The organism is Ewingella sp. C233 (genome assembly GCF_055407225.1).
Genome location: NZ_JBUZRI010000001.1, coordinates 1667936 through 1689024, shown reverse-complemented (window position 1 = coordinate 1689024; position 21089 = coordinate 1667936). Strand labels below are relative to the sequence as shown.

Here is a 21089-nt window from a genome sequence, read left to right as displayed (position 1 = left end):
AGTTGGAACGGACGTGTTTCAGGTAATTCCGTTATAGCCGCAAGCCGCTTAGGCGGTGCCTTCGCCGCCTTCTGAGCGGGTGTGGGCAGCAGGCCCACGACCTTGAATTTGAATTTAAAAAGCGAGAGCGGGTCGCAACCCGCCCACCCTCAGCACGGACATTTCCCCATTTTCCCTCCCTCACTTGGAAATCTCGCCTCAAGACATCGCCGGTGAAAATCCCGCTCCGAGAGCGGGGTGCCGTGCGGGTGGCGGACGCGGAAGTGAGTAACATAGTTGCCGTAATCCTGCACGCCGACCATCAGCCGGAAGCTTTGCGCGGTGCGCCGGGCGATGAGTTTTAGCCACTGCGCCACGTTGTGCGGTTTGGGTTCGACCACAAACAGCGGCTGGCAGCGGGTGATGACCAGAGCGCCTGGCAGACGCGGGGTAAATATCAGGCGGTTATCCGACATGACGAGCCTCCCGGCGCTGAACAACGGCGGTTTCGTGCACCGTCGGCGTAGCTGACTTCAGCGCGCGGCGGATAACGAAGAACGAAGATACCAGCATAGTGACCGCCACCAGCATGAAGAAGGCGCAAAGGGCGGCATTGATTTGATTGCTCAGCACAATAGTATGCATATCGGCCAGCGTTTTGGCCGGTTTGATAATTTCACCGCTGTCGATGCCTGCGGAGAATTTCTTCGCCTGCGCCAGAAAACCGATCGACGGCTTTTCGTGGAAAATCTTTTGCCAGCCCGCGGTCATCGAGGTAATAAACAGCCAGATGGTCGGCAAAATTGTCACCCAGGCGTAACGCTGTTTCTTCATTTTGAACAGTACAACGGTACCCAGAATCAGCGCCATCGATGCCAGCATCTGATTACCAATACCGAACAGCGGCCACAACGTGTTGATGCCACCCAGCGGGTCGACGACACCCTGATAAACAAAGAAGCCCCAACCCGCGACGGCCACGGTGGTTCCGGCGATGGTGCCTATCCAAGAGCGGTTATTGGCAAGCGATGGCACTGCGACACCCACCAGATCCTGCACCATAAACCGGCATGCGCGGGTACCGGCATCGACGGCAGTCAGGATAAACAGGGCTTCAAACAGAATGGCGAAGTGATACCAGAAGGCCATCATGGCGCGGCTGTTAAAGACTTCGGTGATGATGTGCGCCATGCCAACTGCGAAGGTCGGAGCGCCACCGGCGCGGGACAGAATTGAGTGCTCGCCGACGTCTTTGGCGATTTGCGTCAGGATATCCGGCGTGACAACGAAGCCCCAGGTATTGATCACCTGTGAGGCACTTTCTACGGTGGTGCCAATCAGCGCCGCCGGTGAGTTCATGGCGAAATAGACGCCGGGATCGATGACCGAGGCGCAAATCATCGCCATGATAGCGACGAAAGACTCCATCAGCATCGCACCGTAGCCGATGAAACGGATATGGCTTTCACGCTCAATCAATTTCGGCGTCGTGCCGCTGGAGACCAGCGCGTGGAAGCCGGAGATGGAACCGCAGGCGATGGTAATAAACAAGAACGGGAACAGGCCGCCGGAGAACACCGGACCGCTGCCGTCGATAAACTTCGTCACCGCAGGCATTTTCATTTCCGGCATGGCAAATACGATGCCGACAGCCAGCCCCGCAATCACGCCAATTTTCAGGAAGGTGGAAAGGTAATCACGCGGGGCCAGCAGCAGCCAGACCGGCAATACCGAGGCGATAAAACCGTAGATCACCAGCACCCAGGTCAGCGTGGTGCCGTGCAGGGTGAAAATCGGCCCCCAGAACGGGTCGGCCGCCACGTTGCCGCCGTAAATAATCGCCAGCATCATCAGTACGAACCCGATGACTGAGACTTCCGCAATTTTACCCGGACGCAGAAAACGCATGTAGATGCCCATAAACAGCGCGATAGGAATGGTCGCCGCAATGGTAAACAGGCCCCACGGGCTGTCGGCCAGCGCTTTGACCACTACCAGCGCCAGAGCGGACAGAATGATAATCATCACGCCGAGCGCGCCTAACATAGTGACCACACCGGCAAAACTGCCTAACTCCTGCTTGGCCATTTCACCGAGGGAACGGCCATCGCGGCGAGTTGAGATAAACAGGATCAGGAAATCCTGTACCGCACCCGCCAGCATCACCCCGACTAAAATCCAGATCGTTCCCGGCAGGAAGCCCATCTGCGCCGCCAGAATCGGCCCGACCAGCGGCCCTGCACCGGCAATCGCGGCAAAATGGTGACCAAACAACACCCATTTGTTGGTCGGCACGTAGTCAAGACCGTCGTTGTGGCGCTCGGCGGGGGTCATGCGGCGGTCATCAAGTTCGAAGACTTTTTCAGCAATAAAAACGCTGTAGAAACGGTAGGCGATGCTGTAACAGGCGAGGGCAGCGACCACCAGCCATACGGCGTTGATGTGCTCGCCACGACTAAGCGCCAGCATGCCGAAGGCGAAAGCCCCGGCTAACGCCACTACCAGCCAAGCGATCCCGGACTTGACGTTTTTCATGTTTTACTACTCCTTGAGTAAATGGCCTGCGGCAAAACGGCAGTTAATATGTTTTTTAGATGTTAAATTACTGTTTAAAAATAGTGTGTTCGGCGAGGTTGGCATTAAGAGAAAGGTGGAATTGTGACGAAGCTGACGCTTTGCTTGAGGAAGTAACATCGGGGTACAGGGAAAGGGCGACAATGGACGTTGAATCATAAAAAAACCGGCCATATCAGGGCCGGTTTGCAAGATTGAAGGTAGGTTGACCGTCAGGCGAGTTCGGTCATTTCGTCAGGCATGTTTTCACGTTTACCGTTCCACAGCGTAATCCAGCGTAAAACCGAGGCGATCATGATAACGATACCGAGTACCACCATGATGATGGAAATGGTGCCGTTAAACAGGTTGAAGCCTTTGGCTGCAGGGTTGAAATAGACATGTGCCACCATCCAGTACGCGGCGTAGTTCACCGTCACGTACAGGTAGGAGAGCGGAATTAGACAGGTCAGCACGTAGCGGCGTTTTTCCGCCAGACGCAGGATAATGGTGGCGCCAATCATCAGCCCAATTGACGCCATCAGCTGATTTGACACCCCAAACAGCGCCCAGACGGAGTTGATATCGCCAGAGTTCAGCAAATATCCCCACAGCAGACAGGCCACAATGCTACAGGCGACGGCACCCGGCCACCAGTCGGTGCGTTTAAGCGGTGCCCAGATATCGCCGAGGAAATCCTGCAACAAATAGCGCGCCACGCGTGTGCCGGAGTCCACGGCGGTCAGAATAAATACCGCTTCGAACATCACCACAAACTGGAAGAAGTAGGAAGAGAGATGACCGAACCACGGAATGCGGGTGAAAATATCCGCCATCCCGACGGCCAGCGTCACTGCGCCACCGGTACGTCCGGTGAGATCCAGACCAATCGCCGCGCTCAGCTGCGGCAAATTGACCACATTCATCCCAAGACCGGCGAACACTTCCGGTGCGGAGTTAATTGCAAAATAGTCAGCCGGATGCAGAGACGTTGCGGCGATAAGCGCCATCACGCCTACCACACACTCAGCCAGCATGGCACCGAAGCCAACGGGCAGGATATCGCTCCATTTGTCGATCTGCTTTGGTGTAGTGCCTGAACCGATAAACGCGTGGAAGCCGGAAATCGCCCCGCAGGCAATGGTGATCGAGATGAACGGCCAGACCGGACCGGCCAGCACCGGGCCGCCGCCGTGGATAAACTGCGTGACGGCCGGGAACTGAATTTCCGGGTTAATAAATACCACACCGATAATCAGACCACCGAAGACGCCGATTTTCATAAAGCTGGAGAGATAACCACGTGGAGTCAGCAGCATCCAGACCGGCAACGCCGTGGCGAAGAAGGCATAAATCGGCAGCACAAGACTGACGGTTGATGCGCGCAGGCTCAGCCATTCACCAAACGAGGAAGCCTGAATATAGGGGCCTAAAATCACGCAGGCCATGATGGCGATAATGCCCACCCAGGTTGCGCCTTTCATATTGCCGGTGACGCGCTCCCATAAACCGACGCAAATTGCCACCGGAATGGTCATGAACACCGCAAAGGTGCCCCACGGGTTACGCTCCAGCGCATGAACCACCACCATCGACAGCCCGGCCATGGTGATCGTGATAATGAACAGCATCGCAAGCCCGGTACACCAACCTGCTACCGGGCCGAGTTCCAGCTTTGCCACTTCCGACAGCGACTTGCCGCGGTGCTTCATCGAGGCGAACAGCACCACGGTATCGTGGACGGCACCGCCGACGACGCAGCCGATAAGCAGCCACAATAAGCTCGGCAGATAGCCATACTGCGCCGCCAGCACCGGTCCAACCAGCGGTCCGGCCGCTGCGATGGCCGCAAAGTGACTGCCGAAATTGACCCATTTCTTGGTGGGAACATAATCTTTGCCATCTTCTAAAAGATGCGACGGAGTAACCTGAGTGTCATCGGCCCGCAGCACCTTACGCACGAAAAATACGCCGTAAAGCCGGTAACAGATGGTCAGGATACAGAGCGTCGCAATCACAAACGTCAGTGCGTGTTGCATACCTTTTTCTCCAGAGGGTGAGGTTTCGGTCGCAGACTAAACCTCGTTTCCGGATGCGGACAGCCTTAAATCGGTAAGCGGTTGCCAGGCGCGCTGAACGGTAAAAAAGGGCGGCTGAGCGGTAAGGGACACTGGATATTAATGACCTAATCCCAACTGCTCTTTGAGGGATTTCAGATAGCGGCGGCTGACAGGAATGGTTTTGCCATTGCTCAGATGCAGCTCGGCCTGACCACTATCATCAAAGCGGATCTCACGCAGATGTGCCATGTTCACCAGATATTGCCGGTGACAACGTAACAGCGGCGTCCGAGCCTCCAGTGTGCGCAGGGTAAGATCTGTCATGCCTTCCAGCCCGTCGTGGCGCACGGCGCTGATACCGCTGACGCCGGAGCTGACATACAGAACCTCACCAACAGGCAGCAGGTAAATCCGGCTGTGGCCGGTACAGGGAATATATTGCAGGTGGCTTTCACTCTCTTTCAGCCCGGAGAGAGGCTGCGGCGGGCGGTGCTGATGCAGGCGTTGCAGGGTTTTGTTCAGTCGCCGGGCTTCTACCGGTTTGAGCAGATAGTCAAACGCGTGCTCCTCAAATGCCCTGACGGCGTACTCATCAAAGGCAGTCAGAAACACGATGTAAGGCATCGCCTGTGGATCAATCATACCGACCATTTCCAGCCCGCTGATGCGCGGCATCTGAATATCTAGAAACACCACATCAGGGCGGTGGCGGTGAATGGCACCAATGGCGTCAATGGCATTGGCGCATTCCCCCGTCACGCAAATCTCCGGATCCGCCTGCAACAGGCCGCGCAGGTTCTCCCGCGCCAGCGGTTCATCATCAACAATCAGTACGTTCAGCATGGCGTTTCCTTTTCCAGCGGCAGGTGCAAAATGATGCGGGTAAAATGATCCGGCTCACACTCCACGCGCAGCCCAAAGGCATCGCCGTAGCGCAGCCGCAAACGCTTATCGACCAGCGTCATGCCGAGGCCGGATTTGTCGTTATTGTCCTGATACAGCCCGGCGTTATCCTCCACCGTAAACTGCCATTGCAGCGCACTGGCGGACGCCCTCAGGTGAATTGTGCCACTGGTCAGCAGATGAGAGGTTCCGTGTTTGATGGCATTTTCGACGAGGGGTTGCAGGGAGAAGGCCGGTAAGCGCAGCGCCAGCAGGTGTTCGGGTAAGTCAAAAGTGACGTGTAAACGATCGCTGAACCGCGCTTTTTCGATTTGCAGATAGGCATTCACGTGCTCTATTTCATCGGCCAGCGTGACTTCGTCACCGGGACGTTTGAGATTTTTGCGAAAGAAGGTTGAGAGATACTGCACCAGTTGACAGGCCTGTTCACCGTCCCGGCGGATCACCGCCACCAGCGTATTGAGAGCATTAAACAGGAAATGCGGATTCACCTGCGCGTGCAGCAGTTTAATTTCTGACTGCGTCAGTAACTGTTTATGCCGTTCATATTGACCAGCAATAATTTGCGCCGATAGCAAGCTGGCGATCCCTTCGCCCAGAGTACGGTTAATCGAGCTGAACAGACGGTTTTTGGCTTCATACAGTTTGATGGTGCCGATCACCACATTATTCTCGCCACGGAGGGGGATCACCAGCGTCGAACCGAGTTTGCACTGAGCATGGAGCGAACAGCGATAGGGCATTTCGTTGCCGTCGGCATACACCACCTGACCTTGCTCAATGGCCCGCCGTGAGTGCTCTGAAGAAATCGGGGTGCCCGGCAGATGGTGGTCATCCCCCGTGCCGATGAATGCCAGCAGCTTGTCACAGTCGGTGATGGCGACCGCACCGATGTCCAGCTCCTGATAAATCACCTGCGCCACCTTCATGCTGTTTTCCTGATTGAAACCCTGACGCAAAAGCCCTTCGGTGCAGGCGGCAATTTTTAACGCGCGGGCAGAAAACGCCGTGGTGTACTTTTCAAACATCGCACGGCGGTCGAGCAGAATGCGCATAAACATGGCTGCGCCGACGCTGTTGGTGACGACCATCGGCAGGGCGATGCTTTTCACCAGAACCAGCGCCTCGTCAAAGGGTTTGGCGACCAGCAAAATCACGCCCATTTGCATGATCTCCACCCCGAGCGTCACTCCGGCGGCGGTCAGCGGATTGAACAGGCGGTCGATGCGGCCGCGTTTGAGCAGTATCCGGTGCATCAGCCCGCCAACCAGCCCACCAAGAATGGTGGAAAGCATACAACTGAGCGCTGTCATCCCGCGGAGGGAATAGCGGTGCAGTCCGCCGGTCAGCCCCACCAGCACGCCCACGACTGGCCCACCCAGCAGACCGCCGAGCACGGCACCAATGGCGCGGGTGTTGGCGATAGAGTCCTGAATGTGCAGCCCGAAATAGGTGCCCATAATGCAGAAAATTGAAAAAATCACGTAACACAGCAGCTTGTGCGGCAGGCGCACCGTGACCTGCATCAGTGGAATAAACAGCGGCGTTTTACTCAGCAGATAGGCGATGACCAGATACACGCACATCTGTTGCAGCAGCAGTAAGACTAAGTTGAATTCGTACATCCTCACTTCCTGTGACATGACCCCGAAACAAAACGGGACGCACTATAAAGGAGAATGACATTACAGACTATGAGGAGACTCACTCATTAGAGACATGAGCAGGGAAATATAAAAAAAACCGGCCAGCAAGGCTGACCGGTTTGGATGGGGCTAAAAGCAGAATTATTCAGCGGCGGCTGGCGCAGCTTCACCGGCTTTGTGTTCGTGCATTTTTTCCATTTTCTCTGCGCGTTTCTGATAGTTCTCGTTGAACTGTTTTTTCTGCTCAGGGGTCAGCAGGTTATACATTTTGTTCTCGGCACGGGCACGGTCAAGCATGTGCTGGGACTGGGACTGCGTCATGGTGTCGATCTGCGATTTCACTTTGGCTTCATCGAAGCTGTCAGCAGCGACCAGGCCATGCATGGTGTCCATTTGGGCCTTCATTGCAGCGCGGTCAGGACGCGGGCCGCTGTCTTTCATGATCTCTTTCATCTGAGTTTTTTGCTGCTCAGTCAGGTTCAGGCCAGCGAATGGGTTCATACGATGCGGGCCTTTATGGTGCATCATTTTGCCCTGAGTGGCCGCCGCAGGTGCGTCAGTTGCCGGAGTCGTCTCAGCAGCGAAAGCGAAAGAAGCCGAGCTAAGAGCCAAAGTTGAAGCCACAATCATTGCGGTAAGTTTACGCATAATTAAATTCCTTATAGGGGTTTCAGGCACGTCGCCCGTTTGTGTTGACGAAGGAAAGTCTAACCCTATGAATGAATAGTAATACGGGCAAGTTGTAAAAGAGTGAAAGGTGACGTGTCTTTTTTTAGGCGATCGTGGAGAAAACGTTTAGAAAGCGTAAGGTTGCGAACAAAATCCTAGCAGTCGTTCGGATTAATCTGGGGCTCGCGGGGGATTGAGAAACATTATCATGGTTAATGTTTAGTCTCAAAGCATCATTGAGAAATATGTTTGCGACGTAAAGAGGGTTTAAGGCGCGTTGAAAGTGCAAACGTGACTATAATAGTTATCATTTTATTAACATCATCTATAACAGTGAGTCACTCCATGGCGCTTACCCGTTACGAAAACCTTGCTCAGACGCTGCGTCGCCAGATAGACACACAGGTCTGGTTGCCGGGCGACAAGCTGCCGTCGCTACGGGTGAGCTGTAAACAGTCGGGGCTGAGTCTGATGACCGTTTTGCAGGCTTACCAGTTGCTGGAAAGCCAGGGGCTGATTGTGGCCCGGCCGCAGTCAGGCTATTACGTGGCACCGCGCAAAATGCGGGCTGTGAGCCGCAAGGCGGACCAGACATTGCACGCCGCCGAACAGGTGGACGTCAATGATGCAATTTTCGATATTCTTAAAGCCGGGCAGGATGCGTCGATAGTTCCGCTGGGTTCAGCCTTTCCCGATCCTCTGCTCTTTCCACAACCCCGTCTGGCGCGATCCCTTGCCAGCGCTGTGCGCCGCATGTCGCCGCACAGCGCCATGGCAAATCTGCCGCCGGGAAACGAGGAACTGCGCCGCAGTATTGCCCAGCGTTACGCCCAAAACGGCATGGAAGTCGCACCGGATGAAATCGTGATCACATCAGGTGCGATGGAGTCACTGGGGCTGAGTCTGCAGGCAGTGACGGAACCGGGCGACTGGGTAGCGATTGAGTCACCGGCTTTCTATGGCGTTTTGCAGGCCATCGAGCGGCGCAAACTCAAAGCGGTGGCGATCCCGACCGATGTCCGCACCGGCATTGACCTGGATGCGCTGGAACAGGCGCTCAATACCTATCCCATCAAAGCCTGCTGGCTAATGTCTAATTTCCAAAACCCTCTTGGCTGCACGCTTTCGCCGGAGAAGAAAACACGGCTAGTGACAATATTACAGTCTCATAGCGTAACGGTGATTGAAGATGATGTGTACGGTGAGCTTTACTTTGGCGGTGAGCCGCCTATGCCGCTCAAGGCGTCGGAGAACCGCCGCCAGATCCTCCATTGTTCATCATTCTCAAAATGTCTGGCCCCCGGATTTCGCGTGGGTTGGGTAGCCGCGGGTGTGTTTGCCGGGAGGATTCAGCGTTTACAACTGATGAGTACATTATCTGCAAGCGTACCAGTACAACTCGCGTTGGCAGATTATATGCAGCAGGGCGGTTACGACACGCATTTGCGCCGTCTGCGCCGCCAGCTTGAACAGCGTCAGATGGCGATGTTCAATGCCATTACCGGGGCTTTTCCCGCCAGCGTGTCCTTCAGCCAGCCAGAGGGCGGCTACTTCCTGTGGCTGGATCTGGGGGAAAAGGTCGATGCGGCAAAAATCTATCAGCGTGCGCTGGCGCAGGGTGTCAGCATCGCGCCCGGCACAATGTTTGCTGTCGATGACCGCTACCGGCACTGCATCCGTATCAATACCTCCTTTGAATGGGGGCCACCGGTTGCCAGGGCCATTCAGGTATTAGCCACGCTGGTGGCGGATGAACTGAAAACTTAACCCTCGCTCTCACGCAGCGACTTGCCCACATTTCCCCCCGGATGTACCGCCAGCAGCGTCTGTTTGTCGAACCCGTTGCGCAGCATGATGCAGCCGCAGATAGCGTCAAACACGGCCAGTACCAGCACGATAGAGGTTGTTGCCAGCATATTCAGCGGATCAATTTCCCGCTGAATATGGGTTTTCAGCACCAGCGTCGAGGCACGGGCGATAGCCGAGTCGAGATTTTCGGTGACGCTGATGAGCGTCACGCCTTTGCGTGCCAGCGTCGGCAGCAGACGTGTCAGTTCCCCGGAGTTGCCACCTCGGGAAATCATAATCATCACGTCTTCCGCCCGCAGGAAACCTAAGTCTCCGTGTGCGGCGTCGGTGGCGTTGAGATAGATGGCTGGCTGCTCAACGCAGGCCAGCATGTGTGCCACTTTACGGGCGGCAATCCCCGAGGTCCCAACTCCGGTGACAGCAATTTTTCCCTTGCAGGCAGCCAGCGTATTCAGCACCTGCTGCCAGATTTGCGGATCCACATTCTGCTGCAATGCCAGCAGTTCCTGACTGTAGGTTTGCCATCCGGCGCAGGCCTGTTGCCATTCGGCACGTTCAGGTTTCTCTGACATCAGACCTCCTCCTGCATCAGGCGGCGGTATTTCATGTGGTCGTGGTAAAGCTCATGAAACACCTTATATTTGCGGTCGTAATACTCTTTGATTTTGTTAGTCTGCGGCGTCACGGTTTTCCCGATGCGGCTCATGGCGGCCATGGCTTCCGGCAGGGAGTCATAAGCGCCGGCAGCCACCGTGCCCATCATGGCGCTGCCGAGTAACATCGCTTCGCTCTCTTCCGGCAGCAGCATGGCGCAACCGGTAGCATTGGAGTGCTCCTGCACAAATACCGGGTTTTTGGTGCCACCGCCGCTGGCCATCATCGTGTCGATGCAATAACCGCTCTGATTCATGGTTTCAATAATGTGACGTGTGCCAAGCGCAAGCGCCTGAATGGTCGCCAGATAGTGAAGCGCCATATCCTCCGGTGTGCGTGAGAGTTTAAGGCCGGTCAGCGTACCGGTTAACGTCGGGTTAGCGCGTGGTGAACGGTTGCCGTGGAAGTAGGGCAGCATATGAATATCTTTGGTCAGGAACGCGATGTTCTCCGGCTCGCCCGCCATTTTTCGCAAAATCCCGTTCAGCACTTCATAAATAGTTTTACCGCTGTCTTTGCCCTGTTTCAGCAGATCCTGATAGCAAGGGTGTGACTGGATCACATGGTCGATAAGCGCGCCGGTAGTGGACTGGCCGCCTTCATTGAGCCAGTAGTCCGGTAAAATGGCAGAATAGTACGGCCCCCAGATGCCGCCGATATAGCGGGCGCTGCGCGACATCGCCATATGCGCGGTTGAGGTGCCGCCAATCAGCGCGATGCGATGGTCGAAATCGGCTGTTTCGCCGGAAGCACCGCTGGCCCCCAAAATTCCGAGACTGCCTGCGTGGGCATCGATGATCGACACGCTGACCGCCGTGCCCGCCATCAGGCCCATTTCTGCGGCGGCGCGTTGCGTCAGGCCGTGGCCCAGCGGCTGGCCCATGGTTTTCACTTCGCTGCCAATTTTAGCGGCATTATTTTCCAACAAATCTTCGAGGCCGATCTGTTTGAAGTAGCTGGAGTCCCAGCGGTCTTCATGACCCACGTAGGTCCATTTACACACCGTCGAGCACAGTGAGCGGGTGGTGTCCTGCGTGGCGCGCCAGGTCAGGAAGTCGGGCAGGTCGAACAGATGACCGACGTTGTTCCAGGTAGTCGGCATATGTTGCTTAAGCCACAGTAATTTAGGCGTCTGCATCTCCGGCGAAATAATCCCGCCAACAAACTCCAGCACCCGGTGGCCGGTGGCATTTATGCGGTCGGCCTGCGTGATGGCGCGGTGATCCATCCATACGATAATATTCTGCTCACTGCGTCCGGACGGGCTGACCGTCAGCGGCTTGCCCTCTTTATCCAGTACGACCAGCGAACAGGTAGCATCAAATCCCATGCCTTTTACCTGAATCGGGTTGATGTCGGCCTGATTCATTGCGTCTTTGACCGCGTTACACACCGCCTGCCAGATCTCATCTGAGGATTGCTCGACAAAGTCGGCCTTAGGGCGGAATAACGTGATATCGCGGCTCGCCTGTCCGACCATCCGCCCGGTCATGTCAAACACGCCTGCGCGGGCACTGCCTGTACCTACATCCACGCCAATAAAATAACTCGCCATGTTGATTCCCTTTCTTGTCTTATTCTTTATTGAGACAGCAGCCTGCCGGGTGAACCACCGGTCAGGACTTACGATTTTGTAGAGCGATAAACAGGATCAGCACGCCGCCCCATAATGCCATGGTCAGATAACTGCTCACGCCCATCAGGTTCAGGCCACTCTCGAGCATCTGCAATACGATCAGCGCCAGCACGAGGCCCAGTACGCGGCCAAAACCGCCGTCCGGGTTAATGCCACCGAGTACCGAGGCGAGGATGGTCACCAGCAGGTAGGAGTCGCCATAACCGGCCTTGGCCGAGTTGAATTTGGACATCATCAGCAGTGCCGCCCCCCAGCCAAGCAAGGCGGAGAGGATATAAACCGCAATGGTGACTTTATGTGTGTTGACGCCGCTAAAGCGGGTGGCCTGCTCATTGGAGCCCATCAGATACAGGCTGCGCCCGAGCGTGGTGTGTTCGAGCAGTACCCAGAGCAACAACGCCACCAGTAAAAACAGCAATAGAGCCACCGGAATACCCAGCAGGCTGGCGTTACTCAGATACTGAATAGCCGCCGGAAAACCGGAGATCACCGCGCCGTTGGTCAGCAAAATGTTCAGCCCGGCGATCAGCGTCATAGTGCCGAGTGTGGCGAGAATCGGTGAGACGCCGATAAAGGCAATCAGCGCACCGTTCAAGGTGCCAATCGCCAGCGCAACGGCCAGTCCGGCCAGCATCGCCAGAATGAAATAGACGGGCTGATCAGGGTGCGCCACTAAAATGGCGGCCATCACCAGCGAACAGGCATTGGCCCCGGCAATGACCGACAGATTGATCCCGCCGGTCAGCATGGTGATGCCCATGCCCAGCGCCAACATGCCTAAAATCGGCAACTGCGAGGAGATGGACTGGAAGTTACCCAGACTGAAGAACTGCCCGCCAAGCGTGAACGAGAAGAGCAGGGCTACGGCCAGGATGATCAGTAACTGCAAACGGATGATGCGGTCCGCCGGGATAAATCGGGTTAAGGTTGTCATGTCACATTCCCTTCGCCAGTTTGCGTTTTTCATTCCACGCGGTGCTGCTGATGCTGACCAAAATGATCACCCCACTGAAAACCTGATGCCAGTAAGAGGAAATACTCAGCAGCGTAAGCCCGTTTTGCAGGAAGGCCAGAAGCATCACACCAAGCACCGTGCCGGTCAGCGATCCGCGTCCGCCGGTCATACTGGTGCCGCCTAAGACAACAGCGGCCAGCACCGTGAGCTCATAACCTAGCAGTGAGTTTGGTGCGACAGACTGGGTGATTTGCGCCTGTACCACGGCAGCAATCCCGGCCAGCAGTCCCATAAACCCGTAAGCATAGAAGTGCAGCCGCAGAATGTTCAGGCCAAGACGTGACGCTGCGTCGCGGTTGCTGCCCATCGCGTAGATCTGGCGGCCAATGCGTGTACGGTTCATCAACATGCCGGTGGCGATAATCACACCAATCAGGCTGAGCAGCGGCAGTGTCAGGCCATAGTCATAGCCATCCGAGCCTTTGAACGAGAACCAATTGATACCGTTCATAAACCAGTCCGGGAAGCCATACAGCCAGGTGCCGTTTGTCAGGTAAACCAGCAGACCGTAAAACAGATTCAACGTGGCAATGGTGATGATGATGGCCGGAACGCGTAGCCAGTAGACCAGGAAACCGTTAACCAGCCCGAGCAGCAGACCGACACCCATCGCCATAGCAAAGGCTATCGGGAAGCTGCCACCGTGATGGATGATATAACTTGCCATCACGTACTGACCGATAGAGGTCACGGCCGGGAAGGAGATATCGATGCCTCCGGCGATCAGCACCACGAACAGGCCGCAGGCCAGAATGCCGAGAATGGCATAGCTGGTGGCGACGTCGGTCAGGTTACCGAGGGTCAGGAACTCTTTGGTGCCAAGGCTCAGGCCAACCGCCAATACCAAAACCAGTAACCCGAGCCAGAATTCATGCTGCGCAAAGGCTTTACTCAGATGTTTTTTATCCATTTATCACCTCCGCAATTTCGGCTTCGCTGCACTGGTGTGGTGCGAACTCGGCAATCAGCTGGCCTTTACGCATCACCAGCACGCGGTGGCTGTTGTAATAGGCCTCAGGAATTTCATCGCAAATCATTAATACCGCCATACCGGACTCGGCCAGATCCCGCGCGATGCGGTAAATACCCTCTTTATTGGCGATATCCACGCCGACCGTCGGTGAGTCGAGGATCAGAATGTGAGGGTTGGTCGCTACCCATTTGGCAATCGCAATACGCTGGGCGTTACCGCCGGAGAGTGTTTTCACCGGCAGTGCGCTATCCGAGACTTTAATGTTCAGGTCGCGGATCAGATCTTTCACCACCGATGCCGCCTTGCGGTGGTCCATCAGCCCGCTGCGGGTTTGCAGCTTGTTGAAAATTGACACCAGCGTGTTGTCATAGATGGATTGCTCCATGATTAACCCCTGCGTCAGGCGGTCTTCTGACACGTAGGCAATGCCGTGGCGGATAGCATCACGGTTACTGTGCAGCTTGACCTTCTTGCCGTTCACCCTGATGTCACCGCTGTCCGGCTGGCTCATGCCAAACAGGCTCATGCACAGTTCGGTACGCCCGGAACCGAGCAGGCCAATAATTGAGGTGATTTCCCCCTGACGCAGCGACAGCGAAATATCCGCATACTGACCGGCGCGGCTCAGATGACTGACTTCCAGCAGCGGCGTGGCCTCTGCCGGTGCGCGGTGGGGCAGATGACTGTAGCTGAAACGCTGGCCGGTCATCAGAAACGCCAGTTCATTGCTGTCGAGTTCGCTGGCGGGATAAGTACCGACCAGTTTGCCGTCGCGCATCACGCTGATGCGATCGGCCACTTCCATCACTTCGTCCAGACGGTGGCTGACAAACACCACGCAGATCCCGGCGGCTTTGAGTTCATTCACTACGCGTAGCAGGCCGTTTACTTCGGTGCGGGTCAGTGAGGCAGTCGGCTCATCCATGATGACCAGACTCGCATCAGCGGCGATTGCCCGGCATATTGCCACCAATTGACGGTCGGCAATGGACAACTTTTCGACTTTACGATCGGGATCCAGAGACACCCCGACGCGTTGCATAGCCGCCAGCGCTTTATTGCGCATTACCTCGCGATGTACCCAAAAATCTCCCCCCGGCAAATAGCGGTGTATGGCAATATTTTCGGCAACCGATAAATTAGGGAATAACGACAGATCCTGATAAATCACCTGAATGCCGTAATAAGAGGAGAGCTGCGGCGTCAGCGAATGAAATAATTTACCGTCAAGGGTAATGGCTGCGCCTTTTTCCGGATTATAAACGCCGGAAATCACTTTAATAATGGTGCTTTTACCACAGCCATTCTGACCGGCAAGGCAATGCACTTCGCCCTTATTTAATGTCAGGGTGACATTATCGAGCGCCAGTACGCCGGGGAATTTTTTACTGATTTTTTCGAGGCTGATGAATGCTTCAGCTGGAACCGGGGGAGCGAGCGAACTGGAATTTGATGAAGTATTCATCATGTTATCCTTACAGCGTTCTGTGTTTTATATGTTTTTTAGCTTTTGTATAGAAAGGCAGATACGGCACAGCATACAACGCCGTATCTGTTTCTATTTGCCTGGTGAAGGCGGCTTGGAGTGAAAAGACTCCCGATCAAATCAATGCATTATTATGAGTATTCAAAAGCTTATATTCAGAAACCTAAAGACTTCGCATTCTCTGGCGTGACTTCGAGGATCTTATTAAAACGAATTACGTGCTTATCCATATCGACGTCGGCTTTACCCAAACCGTCAATGGTCAGATCTTTCGTTACGGGCTTACCCTGTAACATCTGGTCGGCCACGCTGACCAGCGCAAAGCCCGCATCTTTCGGATCCCACAGCAGGACTTTTTTAATGTCACCGCGCATCAGGTAGGGTGCGGCCTGAGCAGGCATGGCAATACCCACTACGGCAATTTTATCTTTGGCGCGTTTTTGCTGAACCGCCTGACCGGCCCCGATTGGGCCTAATGAACCAAACCCGATAATGCCTTTCATATCAGGATAGGTTTTCATTAAATCCAGTGTGGTGGAGTAAGACTTATCAATATTTTCAGCCACCGGCAGGCGTGAAGTGACTTCATGCATGTCCGGGTATTTTTCTTTCTGGTATTTAATCGCTGCATCAGCCCACGCATTATGCAAAGGCACGGTCAGGGAACCGACATAAATAGCGTAACCGCCTTTGCTGCCCATATCCTTGGCTAACTCATCCATGTTGGCTTCGGCATATTTTTGGCTATCAATGGTTTCAATATCCCACTGACCAATTTGCTGGTCGGGCGATTCGTGGGTTAACACCACAATACCGGCGTCACGAGCTTTTTTAAGCACCGGCTCTAATACTTTGGCATCGTTGGGAACCACGATAATGGCATCAACTTTTTTAGCGATTAAATCTTCGATGACTTTAACCTGCGCAGCCGGATCAGGCGTTGAGGCCCCAACCTGATAGGCATTAACGTGAAGTTTTTGCGCGGCATCTTTTACGCCGACTTCCATGCGGGTGAACCACGGAATGCCGGTGACTTTGGCAACCAGGGCGATATCGTAGGGCTTGGCGGCGAAACTTGGTGTGGAGATCAACATGCATGCAGAAACCACACATGCGCTGACTAATGCGAGGTTAAATTTCATGGCTTTTACCTTTCTTATGATCTTCTGTGTAGGGGTAGTGGTTATTTTTTCCACGCCCTGAGATTAGCAAAGGGTAAATGTCGTGCACGTGGGAAAGTGAACGTAATGTGATCAATGCCCGGAAATGTAAAATCTAATGATTTTTAATGTTAAATTTAGGTTAAAATTTTAAGGTTGATTGGAACGGAAAGGGTGGTTGTGGTCTTTTGTTAAATCAATTGAATTAATGCATCATTTAAATAACATTAAATTAACAATAAAGGGCGGTTAGCCTGCCGTTTTCCATAATGTCAGCGGCAAGCGTCAAACAGAATGCGCAGATTGTGAGAATAATCACGTATTGCCGGGGCCTCTCGAGCGGTTTCTTTGGTTCTCAACCCGGTTCGCGCTCACCAAAAGCGTGCAGTGCGCTCCCCGACATGGTGCGCAAGCCGGTACCTGCTTCATCCCCGACATGCCTGCGATCACACTCCTGAGTGAAATATTCATAAATTCCCCCTGCATACTCAGTCGAACGGGCTTCATGCTGCAAAAGGGAATTATTTTTATTATTCAGTTTTTATGCATTTTATGTGAATAGCGGCCGCTTTTAAGTGGTTGTTTTTTCTTGCTGACGCCGTTTTTATGCATTTTTTTCCTTTGCTGGCACGAACACTGCAATCTATTATCAACCCAAGAGAGTTAATTTTTTAACTTAAAAGTAACAATTTCGTAGCAGTCCGACCCCCTTTGACTCTGAGGTAGATATGCAACAACAACACAACGTCAGCCGCCAAAACTTTGATGACTGGATGGTGCCGGTTTACGCACCTGCCTCCTTTATACCGGTACGCGGCGACGGCGCCTGGTTATGGGATCAGGAGGGCAAGGATTATGTCGACTTCGCCGGTGGCATTGCGGTAAATGCGCTGGGCCATGCGCACCCGGAAATCAAAAAAACACTGATGGAGCAGGCGGAGAAGGTCTGGCATCTGGGGAACGGTTATACCAACGAACCGGTACTGCGTCTGGCAAAACAGCTGATTGACGCCACCTTTGCCGACAAAGTGTTCTTCTGTAACTCGGGGGCGGAAGCCAACGAAGCCGCGTTGAAACTGGCGCGTCTCTATGGACGCAAGCAGGGCGGGAATAAGAGCGAAATCATCGCGTTCAAAAACGCCTTCCACGGACGTACCTTGTTTACTGTGACGGCGGGCGGGCAGCCTAAGTATTCCGAAGATTTCGCACCGCTGCCGCAGGACATTACTCATCTGCCGTTTAACGATCTGGCCGCGGTAGCCAGCCAGATCTCTGATCGCACCTGTGCGGTGATCGTCGAGCCTATTCAGGGCGAGGGGGGCGTACTGCCTGCCGATGCACATTTCCTGCAAGGGTTGCGCGAGCTGTGTGACAAACATCAGGCGCTGCTGATTTTCGACGAAGTTCAGACCGGCGTAGGCCGTACCGGTGAGCTGTATGCCTATCAGGGTTACGGCGTGGTGCCGGATATCCTGACCAGCGCCAAGGCGCTCGGCGGGGGTTTCCCGATTGGCGCGATGCTCACTACAGACCGCTACGCGGTGTTGTTCCAGCCGGGAACCCACGGTACGACCTACGGCGGTAACCCGCTGGCGACGGCGGTAGCGGGAAAAGTCTTTGCGATTATCAATACGCCGGAAGTGCTGAATGGCGTGCAGAAGCGCCACCAGTGGTTTATTGACGGCCTGAAACGCATTAACGATCAGTACCACGTGTTCTCAGAAGTGCGCGGCGGCGGTTTGCTGCTGGGTGCAGTGATGAGTGAACGTTTTGCCGGTCAGGCCAAGCAGCTTAATACGCTGGCGGCAGAAGAGGGGCTGATTGCCCTGATCGCCGGGCCGGATGTGCTGCGCTTTGCGCCATCGCTGATCATTGCGGGTAGCGATATCGAAGAAGGGCTGAACCGTCTCGAACGCGCGGTAAAACGCCTTTGCGCGTAACCACGACTTAAGTTAATGAGGTAAACACCATGATGTTGATACGCCCTGTGCGGCCCGGCGATCTCGCTGATATCCTGCAGCTGGCCGGCAAGACCGGCATCGGTTTAACCTCTTTGCCAAAAGATGAGGCGCATCTGCGCACGCGCATTGAGCGCTCGGTTGCCACCTGGGAAGGACGGCTGGACAAAGCCGATCAGGGCTATCTGTTTGTGCTGGAAGATACCGACGTCAATCAGGTCGTCGGCGTCAGCGCCATTGAAGTGGCGGTGGGGCTCAGTGAGCCTTGGTACAACTTCCGCCTAGGCACGCTGGTGCATGCGTCGAAAAGTTTGAATATTTATAAGCCGGTGCCGACGCTGTTTCTAAGCAACGATCACACCGGCTATACCGAACTCTGCACATTGTTTCTCGATCCCGACCGCCGCAACGGCAAGAACGGTCAGCTGCTGTCGAAGGTACGTTTCCTGTTTCTGGCCGCATTCCGCGAACACTTCTCGCGCAAAGTGATCGCCGAAATGCGCGGTATCTCTGATGACAATGGCAATTCGCCGTTCTGGGAGAGCGTCGGGCGGCACTTCTTTGGCATGGAATTCGCCGAAGCCGACCGTCTGACCGGCATGGGGCAGAAATCCTTTATTGCCGAACTGATGCCCAAACACCCCCTTTATACTGAACTGCTCAGCCCGCAGGCGCGTGAAGTGATTGGCCAGGTGCATCCGCACACCGCCCCGGCCCGTGCGGTGCTGGAGGGGGAAGGGCTGCGCTACGCCGGTTACGTAGACATTTTTGACGCTGGTCCGACGCTGGAAGGCGAAATCGATGAACTGCGTGCGGTCAAAAACAGCCGTCTGCTGACGGTCAAAATCAGCGAAGAGATCGCTGACGAAGATGCGCCGCTGTATCTGGTCGCCAATGAAAACTATCAGGATTTCCGCGCCGTACTGGTCCCCGGCGGGCACGCCCTCAGCAAACTGACTCTGGATGCCGCTACGGCCCACACCCTCGGCGTCACGGCAGGGGATAAAATCCGCGCCGTGGCGCTGTTTCCCTTTCAAGGCTCCGTCAATGCATCACTCCTGATGGATACCCCTACCGATTTAAGCACTGAGGAAAGTCTCGTATGATGCATCCCGCACTGTTTATTAAAGGCCAGTGGCGCAGCGGACAAGGCGCGTTATTGGAGAAAACTAACCCGGCCGATAACGCCGCACTGTGGTCGGCGCTGTGCGCCAGCCCGGAAGATGTTGAAGCTGCCTGCGCCGCCGCCCGCGAGGCATTTCCTGGCTGGGCGCGCAAAACGCTGGCTGAGCGTGCTGCCGTAATCGGTCGTTTCGCCGAACTGTTGACGGAACATAAAAGCCGTCTGGCTGAGATTATCAGTCTGGAAACCAGTAAACCGCACTGGGAAACGCTGACAGAAATTCAGGCAATGATAGGCAAAGTAGCAATCTCCCTTGAAGCCAATCAGGCCCGTACCGGTGAAAAACATACGCCGATGCCTGATGGCGAAGCGGTGCTGCGTCATCGCCCGCACGGCGTACTGGCGGTGTTCGGCCCGTATAACTTCCCCGGTCATCTGCCGAACGGCCACATTGTTCCGGCGCTGCTGGCGGGGAATACTTTGGTTTTCAAACCGAGTGAACTGACGCCGAAAACGGCGGAAGAGACGGTGAAACTGTGGCAACAGGCCGGGCTGCCGGACGGCGTGCTGAATCTGGTGCAGGGTGGGCGCTCCACCGGCGAAGCGTTGGCGGCATCGGCGCAACTCGACGGTCTGCTGTTTACCGGCAGCGCGGGAACCGGTTATCAGTTACATCGCCAGCTTGCCGGGCAGCCGGAGAAAATTCTGGCCCTGGAAATGGGGGGCAATAACGCGCTGATCGTCGAACCGGTGGACGATATCGATGCGGCGGTCAACCTGACCATTCAGTCGGCGTTTATTTCCGCCGGACAGCGCTGTACCTGCGCGCGTCGCTTGCTGGTAAAGCAGGGGAAAGCGGGAGATGTCTTCATCCAGCGCCTGATAGAAGTGACCGCGTCACTTTTGGTCGGGCGCTGGAACGATACGCCGCAGCCGTTTATCGGTGGGGTGATTTCTGATGCCGCCGCGCGCGGTATGCTGAAAGCGCAGGATGACTTGATTGCCCTCGGGGGCAAACAGTTGCTGACGCTGACCCGCCCTGATCCTCATAGCACCTTGCTTAAACCGGGCATTATCGATCTGACCGGTGTGGCAGGCGTGCCGGACGAAGAGTACTTCGGCCCGCTGCTGAGTGTTATCCGCTACAACGATTTCGACCAGGCAATTTCGCTGGCGAATCAGACCCGCTTCGGGCTGGCGACCGGGCTGATTTCCAACAATCGTGCGCAATTTGATCAGTTACTGATTGAAGCCCGCGCCGGGATTGTGAACTGGAACAAACCGCTGACCGGGGCATCCAGTAATGCGCCCTTTGGTGGCATCGGCGCATCCGGTAACCACCGCGCGAGCGCGTATTACGCCGCAGACTACTGCGCCTGGCCGATGGCCTCGCTGGAAAGCGACAAGCTTGAACTTCCCGTGACGTTGTCACCTGGAATTGATTTCAGCCGCGTCTGAAAGCCAT

General features: G+C 55.1%; 16 protein-coding genes. 4 read left to right on the top strand and 12 right to left on the bottom strand.

All coding sequences use genetic code 11. The features are described 5' to 3' along the window. Positions 1–149 precede the first annotated feature (149 nt). The 6 genes from ACZRKO_RS07595 to spy all read right to left on the bottom strand — a co-directional run bounded on the left by ACZRKO_RS07595 (position 150) and on the right by spy (position 7789). On the bottom strand, positions 150–455 hold the full coding sequence (locus ACZRKO_RS07595) for a YbdD/YjiX family protein (protein ID WP_463736606.1): 306 nt from the start codon (positions 453–455) through the stop codon (positions 150–152). Beyond that, on the bottom strand, positions 445–2514 hold the full coding sequence (locus ACZRKO_RS07590) for a carbon starvation CstA family protein (protein ID WP_463736605.1): 2070 nt from the start codon (positions 2512–2514) through the stop codon (positions 445–447). The genes ACZRKO_RS07595 and ACZRKO_RS07590 overlap by 11 nt, the downstream gene beginning before the upstream one ends. A 251-nt stretch (positions 2515–2765) precedes the next feature. Continuing rightward, on the bottom strand, positions 2766–4571 hold the full coding sequence (locus ACZRKO_RS07585; RefSeq protein WP_463736604.1) for a carbon starvation CstA family protein: 1806 nt from the start codon (positions 4569–4571) through the stop codon (positions 2766–2768). A gap of 138 nt (positions 4572–4709) precedes the next feature. Then, positions 4710–5435, bottom strand: coding sequence for a two-component system response regulator BtsR (gene btsR / locus ACZRKO_RS07580; RefSeq protein WP_463736603.1), 726 nt, complete (start codon positions 5433–5435; stop codon positions 4710–4712). Beyond that, the gene (locus ACZRKO_RS07575) at positions 5429–7120 is read right to left on the bottom strand and encodes a LytS/YhcK type 5TM receptor domain-containing protein (RefSeq protein ID WP_463736602.1); all 1692 of its coding nucleotides are present in this window, start codon (positions 7118–7120) and stop codon (positions 5429–5431) included. Before ACZRKO_RS07575 ends, btsR begins: the two co-directional genes overlap by 7 nt. 162 nt (positions 7121–7282) lie before the next feature. Continuing rightward, positions 7283–7789: an ATP-independent periplasmic protein-refolding chaperone Spy gene (gene spy, locus ACZRKO_RS07570; protein ID WP_463736601.1), complete on the bottom strand. Its 507-nt coding sequence runs from the start codon at positions 7787–7789 to the stop codon at positions 7283–7285. Positions 7790–8155: 366 nt separating this feature from the next. Here spy and ACZRKO_RS07565 point away from each other — a divergent pair, with 366 nt between their 5' ends. Then, on the top strand, positions 8156–9577 hold the full coding sequence (locus ACZRKO_RS07565) for an aminotransferase-like domain-containing protein (protein WP_463736600.1): 1422 nt from the start codon (positions 8156–8158) through the stop codon (positions 9575–9577). Here ACZRKO_RS07565 and ACZRKO_RS07560 read toward each other — a convergent pair. The 6 genes from ACZRKO_RS07560 to ACZRKO_RS07535 all read right to left on the bottom strand — a co-directional run bounded on the left by ACZRKO_RS07560 (position 9574) and on the right by ACZRKO_RS07535 (position 16525). Then, entirely contained in the window at positions 9574–10191 is a 618-nt protein-coding gene (locus ACZRKO_RS07560) for an SIS domain-containing protein (RefSeq protein WP_463736599.1), read from the bottom strand. The genes ACZRKO_RS07565 and ACZRKO_RS07560 overlap by 4 nt on opposite strands. Continuing rightward, positions 10191–11828: an FGGY-family carbohydrate kinase gene (locus ACZRKO_RS07555; RefSeq protein ID WP_463736598.1), complete on the bottom strand. Its 1638-nt coding sequence runs from the start codon at positions 11826–11828 to the stop codon at positions 10191–10193. The genes ACZRKO_RS07560 and ACZRKO_RS07555 overlap by 1 nt, the downstream gene beginning before the upstream one ends. 61 nt (positions 11829–11889) lie before the next feature. After that, positions 11890–12843: an ABC transporter permease gene (locus ACZRKO_RS07550; protein WP_463736597.1), complete on the bottom strand. Its 954-nt coding sequence runs from the start codon at positions 12841–12843 to the stop codon at positions 11890–11892. 1 nt (position 12844) lies between these two features. Continuing rightward, positions 12845–13834, bottom strand: a complete 990-nt coding sequence (locus tag ACZRKO_RS07545) for an ABC transporter permease (RefSeq protein ID WP_463736596.1) — start codon at positions 13832–13834, stop codon at positions 12845–12847. Then, on the bottom strand, positions 13827–15362 hold the full coding sequence (locus tag ACZRKO_RS07540; RefSeq protein WP_463736595.1) for a sugar ABC transporter ATP-binding protein: 1536 nt from the start codon (positions 15360–15362) through the stop codon (positions 13827–13829). Before ACZRKO_RS07540 ends, ACZRKO_RS07545 begins: the two co-directional genes overlap by 8 nt. Positions 15363–15538: 176 nt before the next feature. Beyond that, positions 15539–16525 carry a substrate-binding domain-containing protein gene (locus ACZRKO_RS07535; protein ID WP_463736594.1) on the bottom strand — a complete coding sequence of 329 codons (987 nt, stop codon included), beginning with the start codon at positions 16523–16525 and terminating at the stop codon, positions 15539–15541. Between the two features lie 746 nt (positions 16526–17271). Here ACZRKO_RS07535 and ACZRKO_RS07530 point away from each other — a divergent pair. From ACZRKO_RS07530 to astD, 3 genes are read left to right on the top strand one after another with little or no spacing between them, the layout of a single operon-like run. Next, positions 17272–18483 carry a bifunctional succinylornithine transaminase/acetylornithine transaminase gene (locus ACZRKO_RS07530; RefSeq protein ID WP_463736593.1) on the top strand — a complete coding sequence of 404 codons (1212 nt, stop codon included), beginning with the start codon at positions 17272–17274 and terminating at the stop codon, positions 18481–18483. Positions 18484–18512: 29 nt separating this feature from the next. Beyond that, positions 18513–19607, top strand: a complete 1095-nt coding sequence (gene astA, locus ACZRKO_RS07525; protein WP_463736592.1) for an arginine N-succinyltransferase — start codon at positions 18513–18515, stop codon at positions 19605–19607. Next, a complete protein-coding gene (gene astD, locus ACZRKO_RS07520; protein WP_463736591.1) occupies positions 19604–21082 on the top strand; it encodes a succinylglutamate-semialdehyde dehydrogenase in 1479 nt (492 codons plus the stop codon). Before astA ends, astD begins: the two co-directional genes overlap by 4 nt. Positions 21083–21089 lie beyond the last annotated feature (7 nt).